Genomic DNA, 9173 nt, shown 5'->3' on the forward strand with positions numbered 1-9173 from the left:
CCCCCCCCCCCCCCCCCCCCCCCCCCCCCCCCCCCCCCCCCCCCCCCCCCCCCCCCCCCGCCCCCCCCCCCCCCCCCCCTCGCTGGGGTTGGGGTGCTGATAGTCGGTGCGCTCTAGGAGCAGGTCGAAGGCGGCGAAGAATTGGTCGAGGGTTTGTTTATCGACGCCGTGTTGGCCGTCGAGCACGCGGGTGACGGTGCTGAGGGCAAGGCGGGTGCGATCGCTAATTTCTTCGAGGGTGAAGCGATCGCCGTTGTTGAGGGTGTTTTCAAGCTGCCGCCTGGCCGCATCCAGTTTGCGACAGCCCGCTGGCGATAACACAACTCCCCGTCTGCGGCTCTTTTTGGCGGCGGTCATAGATGGTCAACGTGGGTCAACGTGAGGATGTGAAATAAAACCAGCAGCAAAACCCAGAGTGTTGCTTATTTTACGCCAGTTAACCGAGATAAGTTCGAGTTAAGGGCCGGTTTTTGATCCCACGCAACGTTCAGATACATCACCCACCAGGCATACCCAACTAACTCAAAACCAACGCTTAACTAAAAGGTCTAAGTAAGCACTTAACTATCCGTATCTTCTCTGGTGACAAAGAGGCTTTCTGAGGATATTGGGAACATGGTTAACACCAGACCGGCCAAGTGAAGCAGCGAACCAAAACTGGCCGTGCATAGGTTGCGGTTTCCCTGCTTCACCGGGCATCTCTAGCCATCATTTTCCCCACGGAAATCTTTCAGCGGCTGCGGGTTTACTCCCGCAGCACCGCCTGCACCCCTGCTGTAAGGAGAACCCCCATGCCCACTACTCTGCAACGCCAGCACCCCATCTTTTTAGAGTCTGATGAAGGTCGAGCCTACCAAATGCTGACCCACACCATCACCCGCAAACTGACTTCGGCAGACACCAACGGCTACTACGCCCTAGCCGAACTCACCGATACCGCCGGAAGCGGCGCTCCCCTGCACAGCCACCCCTGGGAAGAGACCTTTTACCTGCTCGAAGGGGAACTGGAAATTCAGATTGGCAACCAGCAACAAATTTGCACAGCGGGCAGCGTCGCCCACGTTCCGGCCAATGCGGTACACGGCTTCAAGATTCTGTCTACCAGCGCTCGTGCCCTGCTCACCATTGCCCCAGCCTCTGCCGAAGCGTTTTATCTCGAAGTGGGGGACCGCGTCACCGATCTGACCACCGACATGGAAACCATGCAGCAGATCTGCGCCAAGTACGGTCTGCAACTGCGCTAACTCGTTTGCCCCTGGCAACTCAACCCTATACAACCAAGGAGATTTTCCATGATTCACCACATTTCTGTCAGCGCTAACGCCCCCCTCCACGTGGCCACCGTCATGGCCGAAATCTTTCAGGGCTACGTGATTCCCTTTCCGCCCAACCCCGGCAGCTACATAGCCATAGCCGCCGATGTCTACGGCACCGCGATCGAGGTCTACCCAACCGGCTCCGAAATCTTCCCTGATAGCCACGAGGGTCAGGCAGGCTTTCAGCTCAATCCGCAGCCGACCCAGTACTGTGCCTTTCACGCCGCCATTTCGGTGCCCGTCAGCCTTGAAGAGCTGGAGCGCATTGGCGATCGCGAAGGCTGGCGGGTGCTGTTTGCCAGCCGCGACGGCCTGTTTGACGTCGTCGAATTTTGGGTCGAAAACCAGCTCATGCTAGAGCTGCTCACCCCGGCCATGGCCGCCAAGTACCAGGCCGTTTTTAGCCCCGAACACCTGCCCGCCCTAGTCGAGCAGTTTGCCCTCGCCACAGCCCGATAGTTTAGCAATTGGGGAGTGGGCGGGTGGATGCGTGGATGGGTGGATGCGTGGATGAGGCTGCCAAAGTCCTAGAAAACCAAGCAGCCCATTCCCCCTTACCCCTCCCGCCCACTCACCTACCCGCCCACCCATCCACCCACCTACCCCTTCACCCCCAAAGGATCCCCCATGCGTCCCTTCCACACTCTGCTCTACAGCACGGGTGCTGCCCTGGTGCTGCTCTCAGTCAATGGCTACTCTCAACTGTCAAGTCTGACGTTAGAAAACAGGCCCCAGCCGATCGCGAGCATGGCCTCGGCCTCAGAAGACAGCACCAACCAGCCGTCTGTAATTGAAGGCGTACCCCAGGTTTTGGGCGGCGGCACGGTTCGCACCTACGTCGCCCTCGATAGCCACAACTACCCTCAGGAGGTGGGGGTGATCATTACAGCAGAAACCCTGGCTAGCCTGCCCCAGGAGGGCATCGAACTCCTGCTGCCCCTGCCTTTTCAGGCTGAATCTACCGCGATCGATCACATCGCCATAGACTGGCGGCCCCACGGTCACCCGCCAGAGCCGATCTATGGCGATGCCCACTTCGACATTCACGCCTACACCATTACCCCCGCCGAGCGCCAGGCCATTACCGCCCAGGGGGCCGACCTTGAGAAAACCTACAAAACTCCGGCCCCTGAATACATTCCGGCGGGCTACGTGCTGGCTCCCGACAGTGCCGAACCGGGCATGGGTGCCCACTGGGTTGACCCCACTGCAACCGAGTTTCAGGGCCACCCCCACGGCTTTGACCACACGCTGATCTACGGCTTCTACAACGGCGCGATCGCCTTCCTCGAACCCATGGTTTCGCTAGACTTTCTAGCCAGCCAGCAGAATTTTGAAGGGGACTTTGCTCGACCCCAGCGCTACGCCCGTCCAGGGCTGTATCCCACCCGCTACCGGGTCACCTACAGCGAGGCCACTCAGGAATACGTTGTCGCGCTGATGAATTTCTCTGAGCCCTAGGGCGTGTCATCAATTGTGGCTAAAAGCTCGGGATATCAAGCCTTACCACGCCCGACCCAAAAGACAAGCTAGGGCGTGCCATCTATTCTGACCACCATCCTTCTTCTACCAGCGTTGCCTCGCCCGACGCAGAATAGGCTAGGGGCCGTCATCGCCAATTGTTGGGCCATCAGCAGTTAATGCATGGCAGCCCCCAGGGCTTTATAGCCTTAGCCCAGCCTGGCCTACACCCCATTCTTTTCAGCTTGTCCGGAAACCCAGTGTAGCCGGGTGTAGCTAATCGAGCTGTGTAACACCTGCTACATTTCACGCTTTTCACCAGGAGACCCACCTATGACCCAAGCCATCGACAAACCTGCTCAATCCGTTACCGCAGACCCGTCTGGAGCAGGGATCAACTACTGGCCTGTAAAAACTCGCGAGCTGCACAGCCACCACTTCGACTCCACCATTTGGAACGACTTTGAGTTTCGCCACGACGACATTGTCATTGCCACCTACGGCAAGTCGGGCACCACCTGGATGCAGCAGATTGTCGCCCAGCTGATCTTTAACGGTCAGGAGGGGCTAAACGTGGGCGAGATGTCGCCCTGGATGGATCTGCGGGTGCCGCCCGCCCCGGTAAAACTGGCTGCCGTCAAGGCCCAGACCCACCGCCGCTTTCTCAAAACCCACCTGCCCGTCGATGCCCTGGTCTTTTCGCCCCAGGTCAAGTACATCTACATTGGCCGCGACGGGCGCGACGTGCTGTGGAGCCTCTACAACCACCACGCCAACGCCAACGCCACCTTCTACGACCTGTTGAACAACACCCCTGGGCTGGTGGGGCCACCCCTGGCACCGCCCTCTAGCTCGGTGCGCGAGTACTTTCTCGACTGGCTCGAAAACGACGGCTACCCCTTCTGGTCGCTGTGGGACAACATGCGCTCCTGGTGGCAGGTGCGCCATCTGCCCAACGTATTGATGGTGCACTACGCCCAGCTCAAGCAAGATCTGCCGGGGCAAATGCGCCGCATCGCCGCGTTTCTCGAAACCCCCGTGGATGAGTCGCGGTGGGAGGCAATCGTGGAGCACTGCACCTTCGACTACATGAAGCGCAATGCCGAGCAGGTCGCCCCCCTGGGCGGCATGATCTTTGAGGGCGGAGCCCAGACCTTTATCAACAAGGGCACTAACGGTCGCTGGCGCGACACCCTTACCGATGCCGATATTCGCTGGTACGAAGCCGTGGCCCAGGCCCAGCTGGGTGAAGACTGCGCCTACTGGCTGGCCAATGGTGAACTGCCCGCCGGTTAGGCCCCTTTTTTAGCCGCTCTGCTATTTAGGCAAAGCCACCCCAGCCAAGTGCCTGGGGTGGCTTTGCTGTGAAAGCGATAGGCGTATCATTGGACGCAGCAACGCAGCAACGGGCCGCGCGGCGGTAGAACGGCGATTGAACAATGCGAATTATTTTGGGCAGGCTAGTTTAGCGCCGAGAAACTTTGGTTCTGGGCATTATGAACGGTATAACAAGTCACGGTATGGCAAGTCTCTGTCAGGAGGGGATTAGCAACCCCCAGCTAGGCTTGATGTAAACGCTAATAGCCTTTGGCTTTCAGCACTCCCTCGGCTAGATTGGCATGGCTGAAACTCTCGACCACACCCCGCGATCGCTCAGCAACGACGATTTGCTGGCCCTAGAGGTCTGCAATCCCTATCCGATTCGCTTTATTCAAAATATTCAGCCCCACGGCCTGCTGATCGCCCTGAGCTACCCCGACCTGACGATCTTGCAGGTGAGCGCCAATGTGGAGGCGCTGCTGCACCAGCCCCCGGCGGCGCTGCTGGGGCAGCCCCTGAGCGAGGTGTTTGCGGCTGCCGATGTAGAGCTGCTGCGCCACGGCCTCGACCAAACTCGGGCGGCGGCCTACCTGACTCTGACCCACCCGGCTACGGGGCAGTCGTTTGCGGCCAGCCTGCACTGGCAGCAAGAGTCTCTGCTGATGGAGCTAGAGCCGCAGAGCGCCAGTGAACCCACCTCGGAGGAGCTGTGCTGCCAAATCAACACGGCGATCGCTGCCTTTGGCACCGCTACAGACCTGCAATCGCTGGTCGAGAGCTTTGCCCGCGAAATTCAGCGGCTGACGGGGTTTGACCGGGTGATGGTGTATCGCTTTCAGCCCGATCAGAGCGGGGTGGTGGTGGCCGAGGTCAACCTCAGCCCCCACGAAGACTATCTGGGGCTGCACTACCCGGCCACCGATATTCCCCAAGAAGCGCGATCGCTGTTCTACGCCAACCCGCTGCGCTATATTCCCGCCCTCGACTACGTGCCTGTGCCCCTGGTGCCCGAGGAGCACCCCCTCACCCACGGCCCCCTCGATCTGGGTGCCGCCGAGCTGCGGGGGGTATCGCCACCGCACATCGACTATCTGCACCGCATGGGCGTCAGCACCTCCCTGACCTTTTCGCTCACCGACGATCGGCGGTTGTGGGGGCTGGTGGCCTGCCACCACTACCGGCCCAGGCCATTGTCCAAAATTACCCGGATGGCATTTACGATGCTGGTCAAGGTGGCCAGCCTGGAGCTGATGCGCCACCAAGAGCGCGATCGCAGCTACTACCAGGCCCAAAACAAGACCCTGCTGGGACAGCTTGGCATCGCCATCAACGAAACCGAAGACGCGGTGCTCAAAACCCTCACCACCAACGCCAACCTGCTGCTGAATATGTTTGAGGCCGAGGGGACCGCGCTAGTTCTAGATCAAGACTATGCCTTGGTGGGAACTACCCCAACCCAGGCCGAGGTCAAAACCCTGATTGACTGGCTGGCCGAGCAGAGCGAAGACCAGGTGTTTGCCACTCAGACGCTGGCGCAGGCCTACCCTCCCAGCCAGCAGTGGTCGGTGCCGCTGGCCGGGGTGCTGGCGATTTCGATCTTTTTGCAGCAGCCCCGGCCCGTGTCGTACCACATTGTGCTGTTTCGCCCCGAGCAGATCGAGACGGTACACTGGGCAGGCGAGCTGAGCGCCAGCGTTACCCTCAATGAGGCCGGAGAGCCGATGCTCTGCCCCCGCCATTCGTTTGACCTGTGGAAGGAGCTGGTGCACGGGCGATCGGTAGCCTGGTCGACCCGGCAGCTCGAAGCGGCAGTCGATTTGCGCAACACCCTGATGCTGGCCGTGCTGAACTTTTCGAATGTGGCCCTAGAGCAGGCGGCAGAGCGGGCCGAGGTGGCCAACCGGGCCAAGAGCGAGTTTTTGGCCAACATGAGCCACGAGATTCGCACGCCGATGAATGCCGTGCTGGGCTTTACCGATCTGCTGCAAACCATTATTCAAAATCCGGTGGCGCTGGATTATCTGGAGGCGATATCGTCTAGCGGCAAGACCCTGATGTCGCTGATCAACGACATTCTTGACTTGTCTAAAATCGAGGCGGGCCAGATGGATATCAAGCTGGAGCCGACGGATGTCACCCTGCTCATCCAGGATATTCAGCACATTTTTCAGCAGAAGGCGGCGCAGAAAGGCATTCGGCTGCGGATCATTTTGGGCACGGGGCTGCCCGAGGCGCTGTGGCTGGACGAGGTGCGGCTGCGGCAGATTTTATTTAATTTAGTCGGCAACGCGCTGAAGTTTACCGAGCAGGGCCAGGTCGATATCGAGGTGGCCTGTACAGCGCTGCCAGCGGAGCCGAGCGAGCCCTCGGTCAATCTCAAGATCTCGGTGGCCGATACGGGCATTGGCATTGCCGAGGCCGATCAGCAGCGAATTTTTAACGCCTTTACCCAGAGCTACGGCCAGAGCGATCGCAAGTTTGGCGGCACCGGGCTGGGGCTGGCGATCACCTATCGGCTCACCCAGCTGATGGGCGGTACCATTGCCGTCGAGAGCCAGCTGGGGCGGGGCAGCACGTTTACCTGTGAGTTTGACCGGGTGGCGATCGCCCCCGAGGGCAGCCCGCCGCCGACGGCGATCGCGGCTGAAACCGACCTAAACCAGTGGGCACCGCTCAAAATTTTGGTGGTAGACGACGCCCGCTCCAACCAGGATTTGATTGCGGGCTACTTTCGCAACACCCACCATCGCCTGCTGTTTGCCGAAAACGGGCTGGAAGGGGTGCAGATGGCCCAAACCCACCTGCCCGACCTGATTTTGCTCGATCTGCGCATGCCCGTGATGGATGGGCAGGCGGCGGCACTGGCCCTGAAGCAGCACGAGCTGACCCGCTCGATTCCAATTATTTTGATCACGGCTTCGCTCAGCTACGAGGGCGAAAACATGCTCGCCAACGACCTGTACGACGGGCTGCTGCACAAGCCGGTCAAGCGCCAGCAGCTCCTGGAGTTGATGCAGCGCGTGGTTGACACTGGGGTATCCCAAACACTAGAAGGCGGCACTAACGCCGAGGCCGCGCCCGACCCTGGAGCGGTTGACCCGGCGGCCCTGACCCCACCGCGACTGCTGGCACTGCTCAACGAGCTACAGGCGATCGCCCTCGACTGCTGGCAACCGCTGCGGCAAACCCTGGAAACGCGATCGCTCGAAACCTTTGTCAAGCGGCTGCAGGGGGCGATCGCACGCTACCCGTACCCACCGCTGTCTGACTACCTGACCACCCTGACCCAGCAGCTAGACCAGTTTGATTGGGAACAGCTCCCCCACACCGTGAATGCGTTTGCGCCCCTGCTAGAGACGCTAGCTCACCAGGTTGCGGCCTTAGGTGAGGCTCCTGCTGATGATTAAGTCCCCGGTGTTTGAGCCCGCCCAGTGCCTGATTATGGCCGTCGACGACGTGCCCACCAATCTCAAAATTTTGCAGAAGGTGCTCGATACGGCGGGCTATCGCACCACCTTTGCGGCCCGCGGGCAGCAGGTGCTAGACCGCCTCAACGATATCAAACCCGACTTGATTTTGCTCGATCTGATGATGCCCGAAATAAGCGGCATCGAGGTGTGCGATCGGCTGCAGCAAAACCCGGCGACGGCGCACATCCCGATTATTTTTTTGACGGCCAGCCACGAAGTTGAGCATTTGACCCAGGCCTTTGAGTGCGGCGCAGTTGACTACGTCACCAAGCCCTTTAACGCGGTCGAGCTGCTGGCCCGCATTCGCACCCACCTAGAGCTGAGCCAGCTGCGCAAACGGGCCCAGTTTCAGGCCCAGTGGGAGGCCATTTCGCGGCAGATCGTCCAAGACATTCACGCCTCTATTCACCTGCACGACATTCTCAACACCACCGTCAAGGCGATACAGCAGCTGCTGACGGCGCGGCGGGTGATGGTTTATCGATCCTGCGACCCCCAGGGCTGCAAACTGCTGGCGCTCTCGGGCGATAGTCTAGCCTCAGACCTCTGCGTCCAGGGGTTGGGCTGCCCCTGTCTAGAGCACCATCCCCCGGTGGTGCCCACCCTCACCAAGCAGCAGATTTGCTCAATTGAAGCGGCCCCGCTCCCGCCTCCCCGAGGGGCAGAATCCTGCCGGACCGATGTTCCCCAAGAGCTATGTTTACCCATTCACCAGCAGGGGCGTTTGTGGGGCAGCCTGGTAGTGCAAAACGACCCCTGCGCCAACCCCTGGGCCCAGCCAGAAATTGAGACCCTGACCCTGATTGTGCAGCAGCTCGAAATTTCAATTCAGCATGCCGAGCTGCACCAGCGGTTGCGCGAGGCCAACCATGAGCTCAAACGCATCTCCAATACCGACGGCCTGACTCAAATTGCTAATCGGCGCTGCTTTGACCGACGGCTGACGCGAGAATGGCGACGCCTGCAGCGAGAAAAGCGCCCTCTGGCAGTGATTTTGTGCGATATCGACTACTTTAAGCAGTTTAACGATACCTACGGGCACCCCGAGGGCGATCGCTGCCTGCTGGCCGTGGCTCAGGCGCTACAAAACTGCCTCAAACGCCCCGCCGATTTAGTGGCGCGCTACGGGGGAGAAGAGTTTGTGGTGCTCTTGCCCAACACGGAGCTAGCCGGTGCCATTGAGGTGGTTGAGCAGATGCAGCGTGCGATCGCCGCTCTGCACATTCCCCATGCCTCCCACGGGTCGACCAACCAGGTCACGCTGAGTTTCGGCCTGCATGTGGCAATCCCTGAGCAAGCGGGCGACATTTCGCGCCCTCTGGCCCTGGCCGATTGCGCCCTCTACGCCGCCAAACAGGCGGGACGCAATCAGTATAGGGTTGGCTCTGACCTGCCGATGTAGGCAATCTGGCCTTTTTTGGGGTCGGGCGGGGCCATGCTGATGGGTTAAGGATGGTGGCCAGAATTGATGGCCAGGCCCTAGTGCAGCGTCAAGACTTAATTTTAGGGTAGACAGACGCGAGCTTACAGCGTGCGTCGTCGACCTTCATCTGCCAGTCAACCCCGCGCTGGATGGTGTTGACATCACGCGACCAGGCAGCTGTTT

General features: G+C 60.1%; 6 protein-coding genes and 1 pseudogene. 6 read left to right on the plus strand and 1 reads right to left on the minus strand.

All coding sequences use genetic code 11. From position 1 onward, the window contains the following. Window positions 1–357 (minus strand): annotated as a pseudogene (locus ACQ4N7_RS29575) (hypothetical protein); the annotation flags it as partial. A 434-nt stretch (window positions 358–791) separates the two neighbouring features. Between ACQ4N7_RS29575 and ACQ4N7_RS29580 the strand changes: the two are divergent. The 6 genes from ACQ4N7_RS29580 (at window position 792) to ACQ4N7_RS29605 (ending at window position 8969) form a co-directional block, all read left to right on the plus strand. Then, complete coding sequence (locus tag ACQ4N7_RS29580) at window positions 792–1244, plus strand: cupin domain-containing protein (protein ID WP_430715014.1); 453 nt, start codon at window positions 792–794, stop codon at window positions 1242–1244. A 48-nt stretch (window positions 1245–1292) separates the two neighbouring features. Next, window positions 1293–1775 carry a hypothetical protein gene (locus ACQ4N7_RS29585; protein WP_430715015.1) on the plus strand — a complete coding sequence of 161 codons (483 nt, stop codon included), beginning with the start codon at window positions 1293–1295 and terminating at the stop codon, window positions 1773–1775. 168 nt (window positions 1776–1943) lie between these two features. Next, window positions 1944–2777, plus strand: a complete 834-nt coding sequence (locus ACQ4N7_RS29590) for a DUF5602 domain-containing protein (RefSeq protein WP_430715016.1) — start codon at window positions 1944–1946, stop codon at window positions 2775–2777. A 333-nt stretch (window positions 2778–3110) separates the two neighbouring features. After that, window positions 3111–4073: a sulfotransferase domain-containing protein gene (locus ACQ4N7_RS29595; RefSeq protein WP_430715017.1), complete on the plus strand. Its 963-nt coding sequence runs from the start codon at window positions 3111–3113 to the stop codon at window positions 4071–4073. 323 nt (window positions 4074–4396) lie between these two features. Then, window positions 4397–7504 carry an ATP-binding protein gene (locus ACQ4N7_RS29600; RefSeq protein ID WP_430715018.1) on the plus strand — a complete coding sequence of 1036 codons (3108 nt, stop codon included), beginning with the start codon at window positions 4397–4399 and terminating at the stop codon, window positions 7502–7504. Further along, on the plus strand, window positions 7497–8969 hold the full coding sequence (locus tag ACQ4N7_RS29605; RefSeq protein WP_430715019.1) for a diguanylate cyclase domain-containing protein: 1473 nt from the start codon (window positions 7497–7499) through the stop codon (window positions 8967–8969). Before ACQ4N7_RS29600 ends, ACQ4N7_RS29605 begins: the two co-directional genes overlap by 8 nt. Window positions 8970–9173: the final 204 nt, after the last annotated feature.

The sequence above is a fragment of the Nodosilinea sp. AN01ver1 genome, assembly GCF_050565655.1.
GTDB lineage: Bacteria > Cyanobacteriota > Cyanobacteriia > Phormidesmidales > Phormidesmidaceae > Nodosilinea.